Here is a 19,051-nt window from a genome sequence, read left to right on the forward strand (position 1 = left end):
AATCTCTGGCTTTATTCTCAAAAGGCACCCTATGAACATCTCCAGCTACAGCGATCTATTAAGCGCAGCCAAATTAGAAGCACAGCCACAGCGCCTGCTGTTTGCTTTCGCCAGGGCAGAACTGCCAGTCGACGCAGGATCTGCCGAACAGCAACGCTTTGCAGCAAAACAAGGCGGCGCTTTGGCGCCTGTCATGTGCGTGGACAAGCTGGCCGGTGAGTTGAGCAGTTTCGAAAAATTGGTAGAAGAGTCGTGTCAGACCGGAGAGCACTGGGACGTCGTTTTTGTAACGACCATGTCCGGGCGCAATGGCCAGGAACCCCGGCACAGCGAAGCGGAGGCCCCCTTGAAAATGATGATCGAGTCGATTCGAAATGGACAAATCGAACACTTTCTGGCTTTCAATCGAGAGGGGGAGTTGCTGCAATTCCACTGACGCTGCGCTTCATCAAACCTGCGGGCCGCAAGCGTGCGAGCAGGCGATGCGGCGCCATCCGGCCCGGATCGAAAGCCGACACGTCGATCGCATCGAGCGTGTTCTTGAACAGGAGTCCAAGCTCGGTATCGCCTTCGATCGCCAGCCGACGACTGAAGAACAGGGTGTCGGGGTCTTCCTGGCGCCGGGCCAGCAACAGGAAGTCGTGCGCGGCTGCGGAGATCGTCAGGTCCGCCTCGGCGTGGGTGCGGCAAGCCGCGAACGCGCCGCGCTGCCATTCGAAATCGAACGCCAGCTGCGCGTCATCGACCCGCAGCCGCAGCTTTTTCCCTTCCAGCGATTGCTGCACGTCGGCCGGCAGGTGCTTCGCCAGCACCAGGTTCAGGCCTTGGACGAAGAGCCACGAACCGGGGTAAGCCGGCAATGTTGAGAATAGTTTTGCCAGCGCTGCGGGCAGGGCGTAGCGTGTTTTCTGCATGGGGACGGTCCTCGCGTAGTGTCGGAGCAGACTATAGCGGCCATCGGACTTGAAGGCCTTGACATGGATCAAGGGAAAAGACCCTGCTCTAGGAGCCTGTCGGACTTGGGAGTAATCGGCTGCAAAAATATCTGGACGGTCCATATTTCACCGCCTTCTCGGTCAATAGCTCGCTATTGACACTTCGAATCCGGCAAAATCTGTCCTCGCCCAGCTATTTTTTCGCTTCGATTCCCCAAGTCCGACAGGCTCCTAGGGCGCTACCTTCATCCGGCGTACTGACGCAATTTTTCCGTATCGAGAATCGTGACGTCGCGGCCATGGACCGCAATCAGCTGATGCGCGCTCAAGTCCGACAAGATGCGCGAGAAGTGTTCGGGCGTCAGGTTCAGGCGCGACGCGACGACGGCTTTGCCGACGGACAGCGTGACCTGCTCGCCGTCTTCATGCGACTCCCCTTTCAACAGGTAGCCGATCACGCGCTGGGTCCCTGAACGGATGGAAAACGATTCCAGGTCGCAGATCAGGCCATGCATGCGCTGGCTAAGGCCGGCCAGCATCTTGCGCGCGAAGGCCGGGGTGCGCTCGAGCTCCGTGAACACGGTCGCCTTCGCCACGTGCAGCAAGAGCGAATCCGCCAGGGCCTGGGCCGTGACGATATACGGTTTTTCCATGAACATCAGTGCCTCGCCGAAGCTATGGCCGGGACCGATCAGTTCGATCACCTTTTCCGTCCCTTGCGCGGATGCAAACGCAAGCTTCACCTGGCCGTAGATCACACAATGAAAGCCGGCGCACGGGTCGCCGCGCCGGAAGATCGTGTCGCCGCGCGCGACATGGGACTCGGTCGTGCCAAGCGCGATCCGGTCCAGTTCATCGGGCGCCATCGCATTGAATAGCGGCAGGCGCGCAAGGAAGGCCTGGGCCTGGATTTTATTCCTGTCCATCGCGCACCTCAGATTGTCTTCGAATAGCGCAGCGGCATCGGCCTGACATCCTCCACCGCGCTCAGATAGCGATCGAACACCATGCAGACATTGCGGATCAGGAGCCGCCCTTTCAAGGTCACGCGCAAACCTTGCTGGTCGATCTTGAGCAGTCCATCCAGTTCCATCTGGCGCATTGTATCCAGCTCCGGCCCGAAGTAGCCTGCAAAGCTGATATCGGGCGGCAGCGGCACCGATGCGAACGGCAACGCAAAGTCGCACATCAGTTGGCCGATGATGGCGCGCCGCAGCAGATCATCGGCACTCAAGCCGATGCCGCGCGCGATCGGCAATTTTCCCTGGTCGAGCTGCGCGTAATAGCCTGCCAGCGTCTTGTCGTTCTGGCTGTAGGTGGCGCCGACCGCGCTGATCGCCGACACCCCGACGGCCACCATGTCCGCCTCTGCATGCGTTGAATAACCCTGGAAATTGCGATGCAGACGCCCTTCCCGCTGCGACACCGCGAGATCGTCATCGGGCTTGGCGAAATGGTCCATGCCGATATACACGTAGCCCGCAGCGCTGAGGCGGTCGATACACAGATGCAGCATATCGAGCTTGACGTCCGGGCTAGGCAAATCGTCGGCGACGATCAGGCGCTGCGCCTTGAACAAATGCGGCATGTGCGCGTAGTTGTAAATGGCGATGCGATCGGGATTGGCGGCGATCACCTTGCCCAGGGTCTGCGTCATCGTCGCCGTGCTTTGCTTGGGCAGCCCATAAATGAGGTCGATGCTGATGGAGCGAAAACCGGCCGCGCGCGCGGCCTCGATGACGTCCACCGTCTGCGCTTCGGGCTGGATGCGGTTCACTGCTTTCTGCACCTCGGCGTCAAAATCCTGTACCCCCAGGCTGATCCGGTTGAAGCCCTGCGCGCGCAAGGTGCGGACCCGTTCGGGCGTGACCGTGCGCGGGTCGACTTCCACCGAATATTCGCCTTGCGCGTCCGGTGCAAAGTCAAACCATTGGCGCAGGCAGGCCATCAAATCACCCATCTGGGCGTCGCTCAAATAGGTCGGCGTGCCACCGCCGAAATGCAATTGCTCGATCCGGTTCATGCCGGCAAACAGCTGCCCCTGCAGTGCGATCTCGCGTTTCAGGTAATCGAGGTAGAGCACGGCCTTCTCACGGTCTTGCGTGATGATCTTGTTGCAGGCGCAGAAATAGCACAGCGACTCGCAGAACGGGATATGCACATACAGCGACAGGGGATGCCGCGCGCCCCGGGCGCGCAGGCGCTCAACGGCCTGCCGATAGTCGTCGGCCGTAAACAGCCGGGAGAACCGGTCGGCCGTCGGGTACGACGTATAGCGCGGCCCCATCTGATTGAGCTTGCGTATCAACGCCGCGTCGAACTCGACCGACGGGACTACTGTCGTGGAAACGTTCATTTTTCACTCCTTAGCACGGCATTTCGGCATGCCTGCGCGCATAGAACCACCAGGTGATCGCAATGCAGGTGGCGTAAAACGCTATGAAGCACAATAGCGCGGCGTCCGGGCCACCGGTCAACGCAATCGACGTGCCGTAGCTTTTCGGAATAAAGAAAGCGCCATACGCCGCCACAGCCGAGGTAAAGCCCAGCACCGCTGCGCCCTCCTTGTTCGCATCGATAATTGCCTGGTCCTGGGCCAGCTGGCCTCTGCCGGCAGCCGCACGCTGCCGCTCGGTCAGGAAAATCACTGGAATCATGCGGAAGGTAGATGCATTGCCAACCCCGGTTCCGGCAAACAGCAGCATGAACATCCAGAAGAAGCCGCCAAAATTACCCGCCCCCCCTGCATGCGGCAGAAAGTTCAGTACACCGAACACGGCAGCGATCATTGCCGCGAAGGTCCATAGCGTGACTTTGGCGCCGCCGAGCTTGTCCGCGATCAAGCCGCCCAGCACGCGTGCCAGCGCACCGACCAGCGGCCCGAGGAAGGCATATTCCAGCGGATTGATCTCGGGGAACTGGGTCTTGATCAGCAAGGGGAATCCGGCCGAATACCCGATAAAGGAGCCGAACGTGCCGGTATACAACCAGCACATCAGCCAGTTGTGCTTGCGCCTGAAAATCACGGCCTGCTCCGCAAAAGAGGCTTTGGCCGACGAAATGTCATTCATGCCGAACCATGCCAGCAGGGTCATGAGCGCGATAAACGGCACCCAGATAAAGCCCGCATTTTGCAGCCACAGTTGCTTGGCTTGCCCGGCTTTCATCCAGGTTTGCGGGTCGCCGCCCAGCGTGCCGAATACGCCCGCGGTGATCACCAGCGGTACCAGGAATTGCACTACCGATACCCCAAGATTGCCGAGTCCGGCATTCATCCCGAGGGCATAGCCTTTCTGTGCCTTGGGGTAGAAAAAACTGATATTCGCCATCGACGATGCAAAATTACCGCCGCCAAATCCACACAACAGCGCCAATACCAGCATGGTCGGAAAACTGGTACTGACATCCTGTACCGCGAAGCCGATGCCAATGGCGGGAATCAGCAGCGAGCCGGTAGAAATGGCGGTCCATTTTCTGCCACCGAAGATCGGCACCATGAATGAATAAAAAATACGTAAGGTCGCACCGGACAGTCCCGGCAATGCCGTCAGCCAGAACAGTTGATTGGTGCTGTACTTGAAGCCGATGTTCGGCAGGTTCACCACCACCACGCTCCATACCATCCATACTGCGAAAGCCAGCAGCAACGCAGGAATGGAAATCCACAAATTTCGATTAGCGGTCGACCTGCCGGTTTTTTTCCAGAAGCTGATTGTTTCCGGCTCCCAGGTATTGATGACATATTTGCTCACTACACTCTCCTAGATTCACACGTATAACACCACCTGGGCGCACAAGACCGGCCCGGGTTGATCCGATATCCCTTCGACCAACGGGGCTGCTATGCGTTGTCCCGGCTTGAATGCGTAATGCATCCACACCAGCGAAACGCAGGCCGCGCCATACAGCAGCATGAAGGCGCTGGAGCGCACGCCGGTCAGATCGACCAATGCACCGAACATGATCGGCAGCGCGAACCCGCCCAAGCCGCCGGCAAGGCCGACGACGCCGGACACCGCGCCGATGTTGTCTGTGAAATCGTCGGCAATGAATCTGAACACAGATGCCTTGCCGATCGCCATGGCGATGCCGACCACAAACAGCAAGGCAGTAAACATCCACGGCCGCAGGCCGATATGCAAGGTCAGCTCGCCAGTCACGGTTTTGACCACCATGCTGGTCTGTGGATAAGACAACAGGAAGAAGCAGATCCAGCACACCCACATCACCCACCAGGTCACTTTGTAAGCGCCATATTTGTCGGATATCCAGCCGCCCAAGGCGCGCAAGACACCGCCGGGCAGCGAGAAGCACGCCGCCAGCAATGCCGCCGGCCGCATGTCGAAGCCGTATTCGGCTATGTAGTACTTGGTCATCCACAGCGCCAATCCGACATAGCCGCCGAATACCACCGAGTAATACTGGCAATAGCGCCACACGCGCGGATCCTTCAGCACTTTCATTTGCTCGGAAAACGACACGCCGGCCGGTGCCTGGTGCGATCTATCGGTATACGAAAAAAACCAGAACAATAGTGCCGTGACCAGCATTCCGGCGGCGTAGACTTTCGGCAGCATTTGCCAGCCAAAGCCGGTGATGATCGCCGGCGCGACGAATTTTGTCAGTGCAGAACCTGAATTGCCGGCGCCGAAGATCCCCATTGCCAGGCCGCGCCGTTCTTTCTGGAACCAGCGCGCCACATACGGCGTTCCCACGGAGAACGAACCGCCGGCCAACCCGACGAATAAGCCCAGGACCAGAAAATGCCAGTATTGCCTGGCATAGCTAATCAGATAAATCGGCAGCACAGTGGACAGCATCAGCAAGAAAAATACAATCCGTCCGCCGTATCTGTCGGTCCAGATGCCCAGCGGCACCCGCACCAGCGAACCCGTCAGAACCGGCATCGCCGCCAATAGACCGAACTGTGTTTCATTGAGTCCGAGATGCGTCTTGATGGGTATGCCAAGTACCGCAAACATCATCCAGACCGCAAAGCAGATGGTGAACGCAAAGGTGCTGCTAACCAGCACCGAAACCTGTTTATTGTTAGTTGCCACGATACCCCCATCGACGTACGACCTGATAACGCAAGGGTACGTCGCACAGCGCCGCAGCACTATTGGCCGGAGGGCTATGTTACGAAAGCAATCTGGCTAGCGTTCTCCACCAAAATGACTACTTTGGCTTTTTTCCGCATAGTTCGAGAGGTATATGGCGATCGGCGCGCGCACGATGTATTTTGAATGCATGCATTGCGCAGTTAGCGGGAATTTGGCCGGCGCGAAGTCGGCCGGCAGGAGTCGCGAGGCGTCTCCCTTAATCCGTACTGCCAGCGCTTTTCTTATTCGCGCCTGGATGGATGCGTATTGGGCTGACGACGGTACCAACAACCGCTTTCCGGTTACCGCGCCTGCCGCCTTTTCCGATTAGATCGTCGAGGGTGACGCCATCGAGCACCTCCAGATATGCCGCCGTGGCGGATCCCAATACTTTTTTTAAGGCGCAGGATGGTGCATATATACAAGTGTTGGATTCCCGGTCAAAGCACTCGGCCATGAAAAAATCGGTCTCGGTGTTGCGTACTACTTCGCCGATATTGATATCTGTCGGTTCCTTGTTCAGCTTAAGGCCGCCATTCCGGCCGCGCACCGTTTCCACCATGCCGGACAGACCCAGCCGATGCACCACTTTCATCAAATTGTTCTTGGAGATGCCGTGCGACTCGGCGATGTCCTGGATCGTCACCAGTCGATCCCGGTTCAGCCCCAGATACATCAAGGTGCGCAGCGTGTAGTCGGTGTAGGCAGTTAGTCTCATTGCTTTATCCAGATTGCGTTGGTGAAAATTTGTGAATACGGATGCGGTGTTGAATAGCCGACCAATGAAGTATATAGCATATATGTTTATGAAGAATTCCGTAGCGGATGCGTTTATTAAGATGTCTTTTACTTGCATCTTATTATTCATGTCTATAGAATGCATCTTTAACGGCATTGGATTCAACTCTTCGCCGGGCCGTATTTAAACTCCACCAATAAGGAATCTGCCATGCACGCCACGCGCAAACTCTGGACCTGGCTCGCTGTCATCTGTGTACTGTCCTTCGCCGTTTTAGGCTGGGTCGGAACAGAGATTTATCAGACCGCGCCACCCATCCCAAACCGAGTCATCAGTACCAAGGGCAATGTGTTGTTTTCAGAAGGACAGGTTCAACGCGGTCAGGAGGCATGGCTTTCCGCCGGCGGTCAGCAGCTGGGATCGGTATGGGGCCATGGCAGTTATGTCGCGCCGGACTGGTCGGCCGACTGGCTGCATCGTGAAGCGTTGGCATTGCGCGGGGTGTGGGCGCAGCATGATTTCGGCAAGCCATTCGAGCAACTCAGCGTCGGCCAGCAAAGCGAATTGAACGGCCGCCTGAAGATCGAGATGCGCCGCAACACTTACGATGCAAAGACCGGCACCATTACGCTATCGCCTGATCGTGCCGAGGCTGTTGCACAGGTCGCGCGGCACTACACCAGCCTGTTCGGCACTGACCCGGCATTCGACAAGCTGCGTGAACAATATGCGATGAATGCCGGATTGCTGCCCAATCCGCTTGATCTGCAAGCGTTGCCTGCATTCGTATTCTGGTCCGCATGGTCGGCCGCAACCGATCGTCCAGGTCAGTCCGATCTGAGCTACACCAGCAACTGGCCGCATGAACCGCTGGTCGACAATACGCCGACCGCCAGTGCCGGCATATGGTCGTTCGCCAGTATCATTTTCATGATCGCCGGCATTGCGGGCATGATTTTCTATCACTCGGTGAGCAAGGAAGAAGGCGATCCAACTCCGCCCAAAGCCGATCCCTTGTTCAATTTGAAGCCGACGCCGTCGATGAAGGCGACCAGGAAATATTTCTATGTAGTGATCGGCCTGATCGTGGCGCAAGTCGCGATGGGCGTGATTACCGCCCACTATTCGGTCGAGGGCCAGAGCTTCTTCGGCTTCCCGCTGGCGAAGATCCTGCCGTATAGCGTGAGCCGTACCATCCATACCCAGTTCGCGGTATTGTGGATTGCGACCGCGTGGCTGGCTACCGGTTTGTATATTGCGCCTGCGATTTCGGGAGTTGAACCGAAATTCCAGAAACTCGGTGTCGACGTGCTGTTCTATGCCTTGCTCTTCATCGTGGTCGGGTCCACCGCATTCGGCTGGGTCGGTAGCTTGCAGCATTTGGGCAATACTTTCAGCTTCTGGATCGGCAATCAAGGCCTGGCATACACCACCATGGGCCGCGTCTGGCAAATCCTGTTGTTTATCGGTTTGATGTTCTGGGTCCTGCTGCTGGGACGCGGACTGCTGCCCGCATTGAAAAAGCCATCCGAAAGCCGCGCTCTGATTGCGATGGTATTCCTGTCGGCATTGTGCATCGGCGGCTTCTATTCGACATCGCTGGCCTGGGGTCCGCATACGCATTACTCGATGATCGAGTACTGGCGCTGGTGGTTGGTGCATCTGTGGGTGGAAGGTTTCTTTGAAGTATTCGCCACTGCGGTCATTGCACTATTGTTCACCCGTCTGGGCTTGATCCGCGCCGCCACCGCCAACAGCGCAATCGTGCTGGAAACCATCGTGTTCCTGTTCGGCGGCATTCTGGGTACATTGCATCATCTGTACTTTACCGGCACGCCGACCTTCGTGATTGCGATCGGCGCCATGTTCTCGGCGCTGGAAGTGGTTCCGCTGGCGATGATAGGCGTCGAAGCCTATCGCAACTATCAACGCTCCAAGGCTGCGCCCTGGGTGCAAGCCTACAAGTGGTCGATTCTGTGTTTCATCGCGGTCGGCTTCTGGAACGTCGTGGGTGCAGGTTTGATGGGCTTCTCGCTGAATACGCCGATCGCGCTGTATTACATGCAGGGACTCAACATGACGGCAGCCCACGGCCATGCGGCTCTGTTCGGCGTGTATGGCATGCTGGGCATCGGCTTGCTGCTGTTTTGCCTGCGCGGCCTGTCCGATCGTGCCGCATGGTCTGACAAGCTGCTCAAACCGATGTTTTGGGGACTCAATATCGGGCTTGCGATGATGGTCTTTATATCGCTGGCGCCGGCAGGTATCTACCAGACCTGGGCCAGCATCACCAAAGGCATGTGGTATGCACGCTCACCGGAAGTAGTCCATTCGCATCTGATGGAAACCCTGGTGTGGATGCGGGTCCCGGGCGATATGGTGTTCGCATTCGGTATGCTGTGCCTGGTCTTGTTCGCGTTGCGTTTGCTGACAGGCGGCAAACGCGGACAGCCCGTCCCGGTGGCACTTGCCGAAACAGCTTGATCGGCATCTGATCAGCCGTCATCCGAAGTGGCCGGCCTGTGCCGGTCTCTTCGATTCATTGCACAACAAGGAGTTTTACCATGGCACACGATTGTTCCCTTCCCACTATGGCCGAAGGCATTTACCCATTCGACGCACGCGGCGTCGCCAAACGCTTCCGGCATGCCGCGATTTTTGGCGCGTTGGCTGCACTACACCCGGGCGAGATCATGCGTTTTTGCAACGATCACGATCCATTGCCATTGCTGTCGCAGATTGAAGGCCACTTTGGTGCACGCATCAAGATCGCGTATGTTTCGCGCGCACCGGGCGAAATCGTCATCGATTTTCTGGTGACAGCCTGATTGGCCCCTTGCGTCATGGACTACATCGCGATCAAGCATCTGCATATTGCCTGTGCCAGTTTAAGCGTCAGCCTGTTTTTTCTGCGCGGGATCTGGATGCTGCGCGACTCGGCAATGCTGCAGCGGCGCTGGGTGAAAACCGTGCCGCACATCGTCGATGTCTTGCTGCTCACCAGCGCGCTCATCATGGTGAGCTGGAGCGGGCAGTATCCATTTGTGCAAAACTGGCTTACCGCCAAGGTCGTCGCCTTGATAGTCTATATCGCACTCGGCAGCATCGCATTGAAACGCAGCCGGAACAAGACCGTGCGGGTTTGCGCATTCGTCGCGGCATTGATGGTATTTGCCTATATCGGCTCGGTGGCAGTCACGAAACATGCGCTTGTGTTTGCCTAGACCTGGATCAAGGCAATATTTCATTTCCCCATTTAGGATCTGTTGGGTGTCTTGTTTAACGGACGCCATGACATAACTCAAGGGGTGAGAATATTATGAAGGTCAATCACAAGCTGGCGTCGACATGGCTTGCAGCGGTTTCTACCGTGCTGGCACTATCTGTTAGCGCTGCCTATGCAACTCCCGAGCCCGCATTACCGGTGATCGTGCAGGACCTGGTGGCACCGCCCGCAATGCCGCCGCAAATTACCCGCAAGACGCCGGCCCGGGTCGTGGTGACGCTCACGGTAGAAGAAGTCGAGCAAGAAATAGCGCCTGGCACCCACTACACGTTCTGGACCTTCGGCGGCACCGTACCTGGGAAGATGATACGGGTACGTGAAGGCGATACGGTTGAATTGCATCTGAAAAATCTCGCCGGCAATAAACTCCCCCACAATATCGATTTGCATGCGGTCACCGGCCCCGGCGGCGGTGCGGCGCAAACCTTGATTGCGCCGGGCAATGAAGCGACGTTTACTTTCAAAGCCCTGGCATCGGGTCTGTATGTGTACCACTGCGCGACCACGCCGGTTGCCGTGCACGTTGCGAATGGCATGTACGGCATGATCCTGGTGGAGCCTAAAGAGGGCTTGTCCAAGGTCGACCATGAATACTATGTGATGGAGGGGGATTTTTATACCACCGGCGCGTACCGTGCAGGCGGGCTGCAAACCTTCGACCTGCAGAAGGCGATCGATGAAAGGCCCACCTATGTCTTGTTCAACGGTGCCGATGGCGCGCTGACCGGCAAGAATTCGCTGAGCGCCAGGACCGGTGACAAGGTCAGGATGTTTTTCGGCGTTGGCGGCCCGAACATCATCTCCAGTTTTCATGTGATCGGTGCGATTTTCGATCGCGTGTATACCGAGGGCGGCACGCATTATCAGGAAAATGTCCAAACCACGATGGTGCCGGCCGGCGGCTCAACCATGGTTGAATTTGTGCCCAAGGTGCCTGGCAACCTGACGATTGTCGATCATTCCCTGACGCGTGCGTTCAACAAGGGCGCGATCGGCTTAATGGCAGTCAGCGGTCCCGCACGATTTGATATCTACGGCGAAGGTGAAAAGAAGCCATTGCTCGCAGCGGCCAATGCAGCGGCTCCCGCCAAGGCGCCGGTTGCAACAGCAGCCGATGCCAGACTGGCGGCAGGCAAAGCGGTATACGAGCGTACCTGTGCCGCCTGCCACCTGCCCGATGGCAAGGGCGTGCCCGGGGTATTCCCTCCTTTGGCAGACTCCGATTTCTTCCAGCAACGCCCGCATGAAAAAGCCCATATTGTCTTGAACGGCCATAGCGGTGAGTTGGTGGTCAACGGACAGCATTACAACTCGGTGATGCCGCCGCAAGATCTCAACGATGAGGATGTCGCTGCGGTGATCAATTACGTCAACGTCGCGCTGAACCAGGGAACGCCGGTTCTGACTCCGGCACAGGTCAAGCAAATGCGCACGATTAAATCGCAGTGAAATGGAGATCAAACGCGGCGATCAGACGCATGGCCGGGCTGGTCGCGGTCCTGCTGATGCTGGGTGGACTGACGGCCCGCGCCATCGCGGGTGATTACCTGTTGCTACCGGGAGGCGAATTCCGCAGCGCATTGCCGGCGGACGGAAAAACGGCGCCGGCCATCATCGCGCCGTTTTTTTTGCGAACCAGACCGGTGAGCAATGCCGAATATAGCGATTTTATCTTGAAGCATCCGCAGTGGCGGCGCGGCGCGGTTCCGGCCGTGCTTGCTGGTGCGGATTATCTGTCCGGCTGGAACGGCCCCCTGGATCACGGCCGGCTCGCTTCCTCCGCGCCTGTGACGCAAGTGAGCTGGTACGCAGCGGCGGCATTTTGCGAATCTGAGCAGGCCCGTCTTCCACGCTGGTACGAATGGGAATTTGCCGCAGCCGCAGACGAAAGCCGAACCGATGCGCGCGCTGATCCGGCCTGGCTCGAGCGCATACTCGCCTGGTATTCCCGCCCTGCCAACAAGCCGCCTCAGTCGATCGGATTAGCGCGGCCGAATCGTTACGGCATGCTCGATATGCACGGTTTGGTGTGGGAGTGGGTGGAGGACTTCAGCGCCTTATTTATGAGTGCAGACAGCCGTGTCCAGGGCGAGCAAAAGCAGCTTGATTTCTGCGGCGGCGCTGCCGTGTCGCTCGCCGACCGTCAAAATTATGCCGTATTGATGCGCCTGGCCCTGCTGGCCGCAATGGAGGGCAATCAAGAGGGCGCATATCTGGGATTTCGCTGTGCGCGCGATCCCGCTCACAACAAATGAGGAACATCAGCATGACCATACCCGACATCCTGAATTCATCGTCGCGCTGCGCGGCCTTATGCCTTGCCTTGATCGGTGCGCTGCCAGCGGCGGTATTGGCGCAACCGGCAGTGACGTCAACCGGCAAGCCGTTGCCCGCCGAGTCGCTCTACTGGCTCTCGGTTCCCCTGACCGACGCGCAGGGCAAGCGCTTTGATTGGCGCGATCTGGCCGGACATCCTGTGCTGGTAACGATGTTCTATGGCGACTGCAATACCGCTTGCCCGATCGTTCTGGAAAATCTGCAGCAGACGATTGCGGCGCTCAAGCCGGCGCCGGGCAAACTCAGCGTGTTGATGGTCAGCCTTGATCCGCTGCGCGATACGCCGGCTTCGCTCGCACGATTAGGAAAGTCTCATCATCTGGACAATACAATTTTCCGGCTTGCCGTGAGCACGGACGAAACCCATACACGCACCATGGCAGCCGCACTCAACATCAAATATCGCGTGCTTGGCGGCGGTGAAATCAACCATGGCACGCGCATTTGCCTGATCGATGCCGATGGCAAGGTGGTCGCCAGCAGTACCCAACTCAGCGCCGCACCCGACCGGAAATTCCTGCAGCAAATCCGGCAGGCATTGAAATGATCCGGCTTGACGCAAATCAAGGAATTCAAATACAGGCCCGCTTTCGGTTGACCATACTACATATAGTTATTAACCTTCATCAAAGCACCATATGTTGTGCTTACTTGGAGATGTAATGACAGCAAAAGCAGTTTCTTTCCTGACCCAGGTTATCAAGCGCGACGGCAGCATCAAGCCGTTCGATGCCGGCAAAATCGCATCCGCCCTGCAACGTGCGGGCCGCGCCAGCGGCGAATTCGACGCACTGGCAGCGAGTCGCCTGACCGCACAAGCGGTACTCCAGAGAGTCGGATTGCAGGGTCAAGCGGCTCCCAATATCGAGCAAATCCAGGATGTGGTCGAGTCGGTGTTGTTTGACGCCGGCTATCGAAAAACCCTGCGCGCCTATATCGTCTACCGGGAGCAGCACCAGAAATTGCGCGGCGATCGCAAGACCCAGGTCGACGTCGAATCGTCGATGAACGAATATCTGAATCAACTCGACTGGCGCGTCAATGCGAATGCCAATCAGGGCTATTCGCTGGGTGGTTTGATCCTCAACGTGTCGGGCAAAGTGATCGCCAATTACTGGCTCGATCACGTCTATCCACCGGCAGTGGGCGAGGTCCATCGCAACGCCGAGCTGCATATCCACGACCTGGACATGCTGGCCGGTTATTGCGCCGGCTGGTCGCTGCGCATGCTGCTCTCCGAAGGTTTGAACGGGGTGCCGGGCAAGGTTGAATCGGGTCCGCCGAAACACATGTCGAGCGCGATCGGACAAATCGTCAACTTTCTCGGCACGCTGCAAAACGAATGGGCCGGCGCACAAGCATTCAGCTCCTTCGATACCTACATGGCGCCGTATATTCGCAAGGACAAGCTGGATTACGACAGCGTCAAGCAAACCATCCAGGAACTGATCTACAACCTCAACGTCCCATCGCGCTGGGGCACGCAAACCCCATTCACCAATCTGACCTTCGACTGGGTGTGCCCGGAGGATTTGCGCGCGCAAGTGCCCCTGATCGGCGGCATCGAGATGCCGTTCGCCTACGGCGACCTGCAGCCGGAGATGGACATGATCAACCGCGCCTATATCGAAATCATGATGGCAGGCGACGCCAAGGGCCGCGTATTTACCTTTCCTATTCCGACCTACAACATCACCGAGGATTTCGAATGGCACAGCCCGAACGCCGAGTTGCTGTTCGAGATGACGGCACGCTATGGGCTGCCCTACTTCCAGAATTTCATCAATTCGGAATTGAAGCCGAACATGATCCGTTCCATGTGCTGCCGTTTGCAGCTCGACTTGCGCGAACTGCTCAAGCGCGGCAACGGCTTGTTCGGTTCGGCCGAGCAAACCGGCTCGCTGGGGGTGGTGACGATCAACTGCGCGCGGCTCGGCTACCTGCATGCCGGCGATGAGGCGGCATTGCTGGATCGCCTCGATCAATTGCTCGAGCTCGGCAAAACCAGCCTGGAAATCAAGCGCAAGGTGATCCAGCGGCACATGGACAATGGCCTGTTCCCCTACACCAAGCGCTATCTCGGCACCCTGCGCAATCATTTCTCGACCCTGGGCGTGAACGGCATCAATGAAATGATCCGCAATTTCACCAATGACGAACACGACATCACGAGCGAATGGGGCCACGCCTTTGCGCTACGGCTACTCGACCATGTGCGCGCACGGATGCTGGCGTTTCAGGATGAAACCGGTCACATGTACAACCTGGAAGCGACACCGGCCGAAGGCACCACCTACCGTTTTGCCAAGGAAGACCGCAAGCGCTTTGCCGACATCCTGCAAGCAGGCACCGCCGACATGCCGTACTACACCAATTCGTCGCAACTGCCGGTGGGGTTTACCGACGATCCGTTCGAAGCGCTGGAACGGCAGGACGATTTGCAACGCAAGTACACCGGCGGCACCGTCCTGCATCTCTACATGACGGAACCGTTATCCAGTCCCGATGCGTGCCGCACCTTGATCAAGCGAGCGCTAAGCCGCTTCAAGTTGCCGTACATCACGATCACGCCGACTTTTTCGATTTGCCCGAAGCATGGCTACCTCGGCGGCAGTCACCGTTTTTGTCCGAAATGCGATGAAGAACTGATCGCACGCAAGCAGCGCGCAGCTGCATGATTTTTAATTCACCTGGAGCAAGCATGAACCACTTAAGCCAAACAATTTCTCTGGCCCAGAAAGCGATCACACTCAGCGATGGCGAGCGTCAGCCGTGCGAAATATGGACACGCGTGATGGGATATCACCGCCCGGTCTCATCCTTCAACACCGGCAAAAAAGGAGAGTTCCATGAGCGTAAATATTTCAGCGAGCAATGCGCCAATCTTGTCTGAGCCAGCCACTTCGCGTTACCTGAAGGTGGGCGGCGTCACGCCGTTCACCGCAACCGATTATCCAGGCAAGCTGGCTGCGGTCGTCTTTGTCCAGGGCTGCCCGTGGCGCTGCGGCTATTGTCACAATCCGCATCTGCAACTGCGTACGATAACCAGTCCCCTGGATTGGCCAAACGTGCTGGCATTGCTCGAACGACGTGTCGGCCTGATCGATGCAGTCGTTTTCAGCGGTGGTGAAGCGACTACCGATCCCGCCCTCCGCGCTGCCATTCTGAATGTCCGCGCGCTGGGTTTTTCCATCGGCTTGCACACTGCCGGCACGTATCCCAGGCGCCTTGCAGATCTCCTGCCGCTGGTGGATTGGGTCGGTCTCGATGTCAAGGCACCGTTTGCCAGCTACGAGCGCATCACGGCCGTTTCGGATAGCGGCCGCCATGCCCTGGAAAGTGCAGAAGTCGTACTCGCAAGTGGCGTGAAGCATGAATTTCGCACCACCATTCATCCAAGCCTGTTGGATGAAGATGAAATACTCAGTCTTGCCATCATGCTGTCGCGCATGGGGGTGCAAAACTATGCTTTACAGATGTTTCGAGCGCAAGGATGCCGTGACGCTCTGCTCAATGCAGTGGCCACCGTCGGGTACCCGACGGCGGATCTGGTGCGCCGCGTTTCTTCCTTGTTCCCGCGATTTACGCTACGCCAGGCTTAGGAGCATGTCGCCGCGGTCGGGTCCGGCCGTTTGGTGACGCTCCAGTCCTTCGATGACGAGACTGACAATCCGGTCCGCCTGGTCCGGATCGAAATCCGCATGAAGACGCTTCTTCACTCCGTAATTGTGCAGTTGCATATGGGTGTCCGGCCTGATCTGGTGCCGCTCGAGACATCTTGCGGCGCACGCCAGCGGGCAGCCGTCGATCGCAATGATCGGCCGCCCGGAGTGTACGACTTTCAACAGCGAGGGAACGTCTCCGCCGATCCCCGCAATGCAAGACATCTCGGCCACGCCACGCCGGTCGAGCCGCAGCGCGACATAGTTCGCCATCTGCGCGGCGCTGGAACATCCGGAGCAGGAATAGACAAGCGGTAGATCCTTTTTATCGGCAACCATCTATGAAACCTCCATCACTCAAGTCATGCAACATAGAACAGCACGGAAAAATAATGACAAACACTGCCGCCCAGCACAAACAGATGCCACACGCCATGGCCATGCCGCAGCTTGTCGTCGGTCGCATAGAAAAAAATCCCGACGGTGTATAAAACGCCACCCGCTGCGAGCCAGATAAAGCCGCCCCAGGTGAGCGCGGCAATCAATGGAACGATCGCCGTCACGGCCAACCATCCCATCAGGACGTAAATCACCAATGACATGACGCGCGCACCCTTGGCCAGCCAGATTTCCTGCACGATCCCCAGCAACGCCAGCCCCCACACGGCGCCGAACAGCGACCAGCCCCATGCACCGCGCAGACTGACCAGCGTAAACGGCGTGTAGGTGCCGGCAATCAAGAGATAAATCGCGCAATGATCGAACTTGCGCAGTACATCCTTGGCCGGTCCGCGAACGCTGTGGTAGAGCGTCGATGTCAGGTACAGCGTCTGCAACATGGCGCCGTAGACGCTGAAGCTCACAATCTTCCACGGATCGCCCAGGCGCGCAGCGAGTGCGATCAGCACTACTGCGCCGGCCGCGGCCAGTACGGACCCTACCAGATGGCTGATGCTATTAAATTTTTCGCTGTAGTACATCGTGTGTTGCTAGCCTGAAATGTTATTCAATCCAGTTGCTCGAGCCCCGGTTTGCCGTTCCAGTAACCGTTGCATGGCTGGTCCGGCATCCACTCCTGCATGCGCGCAAACCCGTCCTCCGGTCCGAGTGCCTGCGTTCGCACACGGTCGAACAATGCGATGATGTGTTCGGTGTTCTGGGCCTGTGGACTGATGCGCGCGACGTCCACTCCCATGGCTTGCATCTGCGTCAGCTCATTGACCAGGTTGTATACCCGCGACGATTGCGTCTGAATGCCGTTCAGGATCAGGAAAGCATGGCGCTCGCGCGTCTGCAGCAACAAGCCATCCGGATAGTCGATACAACTGAACTGGCAATTGTCTTTGGGCAAATTCCGATGGCGTGCGGTAAAGCAGCGCGCTGAAAAGGCCAGCGGCATGCGGCCATAAGCGAATACCTCGGTGTCGATACCTGCTGGCCTATCCTTGAGTATCTGCGCCAGCCCTTCGCGATCCATCTCGAGCGGCATCACCCAGCGCCTGGCGCCGAGCCCGGCCACCAGTTCCAGCGTCGGCGTGTTGTATACATTCAGATGCGGCCCTGCGATGAACGAGGCGCCTGCGCCTGCCAGACAGTGGACTGCACCCATATCGTTCGCTTCAACCGCAAACCTGCCGTTGTCCGCGATCTTGCGCAGCGTCGTCAGGTCCGCACCGGATTCGATCAACACCAGGGTCGACAGCACCACTTGCTTGCCGGCCGCAGCGAGCCGCTCCGCAATCTCCAGCCAATCGGCCAGACGCAACTGATTACGGCGCGAGCACACGGTCTCGCCCAGGTATACGATATCGACCGGGCTGCCTTCGAGCGCCTCGTAAAACTTGAATACCGTAGCGCGCGGCCAGTAATACTGTAGCGGCCCCAATGCGAGTTTCAACATGCTGCCTCCGGGAAATATGGTGGATCGATTACGATGTTCATTTCCATGAACGGTGATAGGCCCCGAGCGTGTGTTGCTGCCCTTCCGCCACCTTGTTGAGTTCCGTCATCCAGCCCGGCTTGACGGAATAGCGTTGCAGGCTGTCGTGGCAATGGTCGATCGCAGCGCGCCACACCCGCGTCACCTGTGCCACATACGCCGGACTGCGCTGCCTTCCTTCGATCTTGATTGCGCGCACGCCCATCGTCAGCAATTGCGGCAGCAGCTCAAGCGTGTTCAGGCTGGTCGGCTCTTCGATCGCATAATAATTCTCGTCGCCCACATCGAAACGGCCCTTGCACAGTGTTGGATAACTGGCGTTTTCACCATCGCCGTAACGGTCGATCAACACGCCGTTCAAGCGCGACTCCAGGCCCTGCGGCGTTTGCTGCCAACGTACCGCCTTGGCCGGAGAGCACACGCCGTGCGTATTCGGTGCTTCGCCGGTGACGTAGGATGACAGGGCGCAACGGCCTTCCACCATCACACACAGGCTGCCGAAGCCGAAGACTTCAATTTCAACCGCCGTCTTTTTCGTGACCTGCTCCACCTGCGCCAGCGATAGTACGCGCGGCAGCACCGCACGCGCCACCCCGAAGTGCTCGTGATAGAAATTGATCGCTTCATAGTTGGTGGCGGAACCCTGCACCGACAGATGCAGGCGCAGCGCGGGATAGTTGTCCGCCGCGTAGCGCATCAACCCGGGATCGGCCAGGATCACCGCATCAATACCGGCGCGCGCGGCGCGGTCGATTGCCGTACGCCACAGCCCCCAGGTCGCCGGTTGCGGGTAAGTATTCAGCGCCAGCAACACCTTGCGCTGCCTGTCATGCGCGTAGCGGATGCCCTCGTCGATTGCCGCGTCGCCAAAGTTGAGTCCGGCGAAATTGCGTGCGTTAGTCGCATCGCGGAAGCCCAGGTACACGCAATCGGCACCGTTATCGATGGCAGCCTTCAACGCCGGCAGGCTGCCCGCCGGGCAGACCAGTTCGATCTGCGCCGCTAAAGGCGTGGCGCTTTCTTGTGGGGGAATCATTGAAATCAGTGGGTT

At 58.0% G+C, this 19,051-nt stretch carries 20 protein-coding genes; 10 read left to right on the forward strand and 10 right to left on the reverse strand.

From position 1 onward, the window contains the following. Nucleotides 1-31: 31 nt before the first annotated feature. Nucleotides 32-436, forward strand: a complete 405-nt coding sequence (locus AC3CHX_RS13595; protein WP_488644530.1) for a ribonucleotide reductase subunit alpha — start codon at nt 32-34, stop codon at nt 434-436. Here AC3CHX_RS13595 and ubiT read toward each other — a convergent pair. The 6 genes from ubiT to AC3CHX_RS13625 form a co-directional block, all read right to left on the reverse strand. Beyond that, nucleotides 402-914 (reverse strand): ubiquinone anaerobic biosynthesis accessory factor UbiT, encoded by a 513-nt coding sequence (ubiT, locus tag AC3CHX_RS13600; RefSeq protein ID WP_488644531.1) that lies wholly within the window; start codon nt 912-914, stop codon nt 402-404. The two genes, AC3CHX_RS13595 and ubiT, sit on opposite strands and share 35 nt — an antisense overlap. A gap of 266 nt (nt 915-1,180) precedes the next feature. Then, a complete protein-coding gene (locus AC3CHX_RS13605) occupies nt 1,181-1,861 on the reverse strand; it encodes a Crp/Fnr family transcriptional regulator (protein ID WP_488644532.1) in 681 nt (226 codons plus the stop codon). An 8-nt stretch (nt 1,862-1,869) separates the two neighbouring features. After that, nucleotides 1,870-3,291, reverse strand: a complete 1,422-nt coding sequence (hemN, locus tag AC3CHX_RS13610) for an oxygen-independent coproporphyrinogen III oxidase (protein ID WP_488644533.1) — start codon at nt 3,289-3,291, stop codon at nt 1,870-1,872. A gap of 10 nt (nt 3,292-3,301) precedes the next feature. Beyond that, on the reverse strand, nt 3,302-4,687 hold the full coding sequence (locus AC3CHX_RS13615; protein WP_488644534.1) for a NarK family nitrate/nitrite MFS transporter: 1,386 nt from the start codon (nt 4,685-4,687) through the stop codon (nt 3,302-3,304). A 15-nt stretch (nt 4,688-4,702) separates the two neighbouring features. Then, complete coding sequence (locus tag AC3CHX_RS13620) at nt 4,703-5,995, reverse strand: MFS transporter (RefSeq protein ID WP_488644535.1); 1,293 nt, start codon at nt 5,993-5,995, stop codon at nt 4,703-4,705. Nucleotides 5,996-6,254: 259 nt separating this feature from the next. Then, the gene (locus AC3CHX_RS13625) at nt 6,255-6,755 is read right to left on the reverse strand and encodes an RrF2 family transcriptional regulator (RefSeq protein ID WP_488644536.1); all 501 of its coding nucleotides are present in this window, start codon (nt 6,753-6,755) and stop codon (nt 6,255-6,257) included. A gap of 231 nt (nt 6,756-6,986) precedes the next feature. Here AC3CHX_RS13625 and AC3CHX_RS13630 point away from each other — a divergent pair, with 231 nt between their 5' ends. The 9 genes from AC3CHX_RS13630 (at nt 6,987) to AC3CHX_RS13670 (ending at nt 16,001) form a co-directional block, all read left to right on the forward strand. After that, entirely contained in the window at nt 6,987-9,260 is a 2,274-nt protein-coding gene (locus AC3CHX_RS13630) for a nitric-oxide reductase large subunit (RefSeq protein WP_488644537.1), read from the forward strand. 80 nt (nt 9,261-9,340) lie between these two features. Further along, entirely contained in the window at nt 9,341-9,604 is a 264-nt protein-coding gene (locus AC3CHX_RS13635; protein WP_488644538.1) for a DUF2249 domain-containing protein, read from the forward strand. 15 nt (nt 9,605-9,619) lie between these two features. After that, entirely contained in the window at nt 9,620-10,000 is a 381-nt protein-coding gene (locus tag AC3CHX_RS13640) for a SirB2 family protein (protein WP_488644539.1), read from the forward strand. 95 nt (nt 10,001-10,095) lie between these two features. After that, entirely contained in the window at nt 10,096-11,511 is a 1,416-nt protein-coding gene (gene nirK / locus AC3CHX_RS13645; protein WP_488644540.1) for a copper-containing nitrite reductase, read from the forward strand. Then, on the forward strand, nt 11,508-12,317 hold the full coding sequence (locus AC3CHX_RS13650) for a formylglycine-generating enzyme family protein (RefSeq protein WP_488644541.1): 810 nt from the start codon (nt 11,508-11,510) through the stop codon (nt 12,315-12,317). Before nirK ends, AC3CHX_RS13650 begins: the two co-directional genes overlap by 4 nt. Before the next feature lie 11 nt (nt 12,318-12,328). Further along, nucleotides 12,329-12,946 carry an SCO family protein gene (locus tag AC3CHX_RS13655; protein WP_488644542.1) on the forward strand — a complete coding sequence of 206 codons (618 nt, stop codon included), beginning with the start codon at nt 12,329-12,331 and terminating at the stop codon, nt 12,944-12,946. Between the two features lie 115 nt (nt 12,947-13,061). After that, the gene (locus AC3CHX_RS13660; protein ID WP_488644543.1) at nt 13,062-15,077 is read left to right on the forward strand and encodes a ribonucleoside triphosphate reductase; all 2,016 of its coding nucleotides are present in this window, start codon (nt 13,062-13,064) and stop codon (nt 15,075-15,077) included. Nucleotides 15,078-15,100: 23 nt separating this feature from the next. Then, nucleotides 15,101-15,292 (forward strand): anaerobic ribonucleoside-triphosphate reductase, encoded by a 192-nt coding sequence (gene nrdD / locus AC3CHX_RS13665; RefSeq protein WP_488644544.1) that lies wholly within the window; start codon nt 15,101-15,103, stop codon nt 15,290-15,292. Between the two features lie 25 nt (nt 15,293-15,317). After that, nucleotides 15,318-16,001, forward strand: coding sequence for an anaerobic ribonucleoside-triphosphate reductase activating protein (locus tag AC3CHX_RS13670; RefSeq protein WP_488644819.1), 684 nt, complete (start codon nt 15,318-15,320; stop codon nt 15,999-16,001). Here the strand turns inward: AC3CHX_RS13670 and AC3CHX_RS13675 are convergent. Genes AC3CHX_RS13675 through ubiU form a run of 4 tightly spaced genes read right to left on the reverse strand, consistent with a single transcriptional unit; the run spans nt 15,987 to nt 19,036 of the window. After that, entirely contained in the window at nt 15,987-16,400 is a 414-nt protein-coding gene (locus AC3CHX_RS13675; protein ID WP_488644545.1) for a putative zinc-binding protein, read from the reverse strand. The genes AC3CHX_RS13670 and AC3CHX_RS13675 overlap by 15 nt on opposite strands. Nucleotides 16,401-16,423: 23 nt before the next feature. Beyond that, nucleotides 16,424-17,041 (reverse strand): PAQR family membrane homeostasis protein TrhA, encoded by a 618-nt coding sequence (trhA, locus tag AC3CHX_RS13680; RefSeq protein WP_488644546.1) that lies wholly within the window; start codon nt 17,039-17,041, stop codon nt 16,424-16,426. Nucleotides 17,042-17,067: 26 nt separating this feature from the next. Further along, nucleotides 17,068-17,961, reverse strand: a complete 894-nt coding sequence (locus tag AC3CHX_RS13685) for a U32 family peptidase (RefSeq protein ID WP_488644547.1) — start codon at nt 17,959-17,961, stop codon at nt 17,068-17,070. Between the two features lie 37 nt (nt 17,962-17,998). Beyond that, the gene (ubiU, locus tag AC3CHX_RS13690; protein WP_488644820.1) at nt 17,999-19,036 is read right to left on the reverse strand and encodes a ubiquinone anaerobic biosynthesis protein UbiU; all 1,038 of its coding nucleotides are present in this window, start codon (nt 19,034-19,036) and stop codon (nt 17,999-18,001) included. Nucleotides 19,037-19,051 lie beyond the last annotated feature (15 nt).

This window comes from Glaciimonas sp. OK215, assembly GCF_057787885.1.

Excerpts from the sequence above, each read along its gene's own strand:
- AC3CHX_RS13685 (WP_488644547.1), bottom strand. The coding sequence starts at position 17,961 with ATGTTGAAACTCGCATTGGGGCCGCTACAGTATTACTGGCCGCGCGCT.
- ubiU (WP_488644820.1), bottom strand. The coding sequence starts at position 19,036 with ATGATTCCCCCACAAGAAAGCGCCACGCCTTTAGCGGCGCAGATCGAA.
- AC3CHX_RS13640 (WP_488644539.1), top strand. The coding sequence starts at position 9,620 with ATGGACTACATCGCGATCAAGCATCTGCATATTGCCTGTGCCAGTTTA.
- AC3CHX_RS13655 (WP_488644542.1), top strand. The coding sequence starts at position 12,329 with ATGACCATACCCGACATCCTGAATTCATCGTCGCGCTGCGCGGCCTTA.
- ubiT (WP_488644531.1), bottom strand. The coding sequence starts at position 914 with ATGCAGAAAACACGCTACGCCCTGCCCGCAGCGCTGGCAAAACTATTC.
- AC3CHX_RS13595 (WP_488644530.1), top strand. The coding sequence starts at position 32 with ATGAACATCTCCAGCTACAGCGATCTATTAAGCGCAGCCAAATTAGAA.
- nirK (WP_488644540.1), top strand. The coding sequence starts at position 10,096 with ATGAAGGTCAATCACAAGCTGGCGTCGACATGGCTTGCAGCGGTTTCT.
- AC3CHX_RS13605 (WP_488644532.1), bottom strand. The coding sequence starts at position 1,861 with ATGGACAGGAATAAAATCCAGGCCCAGGCCTTCCTTGCGCGCCTGCCG.
- nrdD (WP_488644544.1), top strand. The coding sequence starts at position 15,101 with ATGAACCACTTAAGCCAAACAATTTCTCTGGCCCAGAAAGCGATCACA.
- AC3CHX_RS13660 (WP_488644543.1), top strand. The coding sequence starts at position 13,062 with ATGACAGCAAAAGCAGTTTCTTTCCTGACCCAGGTTATCAAGCGCGAC.
- trhA (WP_488644546.1), bottom strand. The coding sequence starts at position 17,041 with ATGTACTACAGCGAAAAATTTAATAGCATCAGCCATCTGGTAGGGTCC.
- AC3CHX_RS13630 (WP_488644537.1), top strand. The coding sequence starts at position 6,987 with ATGCACGCCACGCGCAAACTCTGGACCTGGCTCGCTGTCATCTGTGTA.
- hemN (WP_488644533.1), bottom strand. The coding sequence starts at position 3,291 with ATGAACGTTTCCACGACAGTAGTCCCGTCGGTCGAGTTCGACGCGGCG.
- AC3CHX_RS13675 (WP_488644545.1), bottom strand. The coding sequence starts at position 16,400 with ATGGTTGCCGATAAAAAGGATCTACCGCTTGTCTATTCCTGCTCCGGA.
- AC3CHX_RS13635 (WP_488644538.1), top strand. The coding sequence starts at position 9,341 with ATGGCACACGATTGTTCCCTTCCCACTATGGCCGAAGGCATTTACCCA.
- AC3CHX_RS13625 (WP_488644536.1), bottom strand. The coding sequence starts at position 6,755 with ATGAGACTAACTGCCTACACCGACTACACGCTGCGCACCTTGATGTAT.